General features: G+C 66.8%; 1 protein-coding gene. It reads right to left on the bottom strand.

All coding sequences use genetic code 11. From position 1 onward, the window contains the following. On the bottom strand, positions 1–725 hold a 725-nt coding region (locus QSJ97_RS24590), incomplete at both ends, for a hypothetical protein (protein WP_285675143.1).

A 725-nucleotide genomic window follows, 5' to 3' on the forward strand; every position in this document is an offset into this window, starting at 1 on the left:
CCCGGCACGCGGTACTCGACCTCCTCCTCGGAGAAGTCGCGGTTGTCGCCGAAGAACAGGTCGGAGACCGGGCGGTCGAGATCCTCGATCACCAGCAGCTGGTTACGCACGAAGACTTCCTGCGGCGCGTTCAGCGACGGGTCGTCGTAGAAGGTCACGCCGCTGCCCTGCAGCGCCTCGGCCAGCACGATCGGGCCGGCCGCGGTCTCGCCGAGATCGTCGGTCGGGCCCAGTGCCGGGTCGTGCACGATGGTCGGCAGCGTGTCGTCCGAGATGTAGGCATCGGCATCGTCCGGACCCGGAACGATGATCTTGCCGGTCAGCTCGGGGATCGCGTCGAACTGCGCCTGCAGCTGCGCCCGGATCGAGCTCAGCGTGCCGTCGGTGTCGGCCTGCACGTCGACCGTGATCGGGGCCAGCTCGACGCCGTCGGCCGCCACGAAGAAGGTGAAGCTCAGCACCTGCGGATACTGGTCCGCGAAGTTGTCGAAGTTGCCCAGACCGATATAGGCGGCCGAGGTGTTGTCCGGCGTGAACTCGTCGAAGAACTTGTAGAAGTTGCCCGAGGCGTTCACGTTCTCGATGTTCGAGATCGCCGCGGCGTCGTTGCCGAGACGGGTCGAGATGATGCCGTTGTCCTCGGCGGCAAGGCCGATGCCCTGCAGCAGGAACAGCGCCGAATCGAGCGCGCCCAGCGAGCCGTCGAGCAGCGCCGCGAGGTTCTC

Source organism: Paralimibaculum aggregatum, from assembly GCF_030270585.1.
GTDB lineage: Bacteria > Pseudomonadota > Alphaproteobacteria > Rhodobacterales > Rhodobacteraceae > Thermohalobaculum > Thermohalobaculum aggregatum.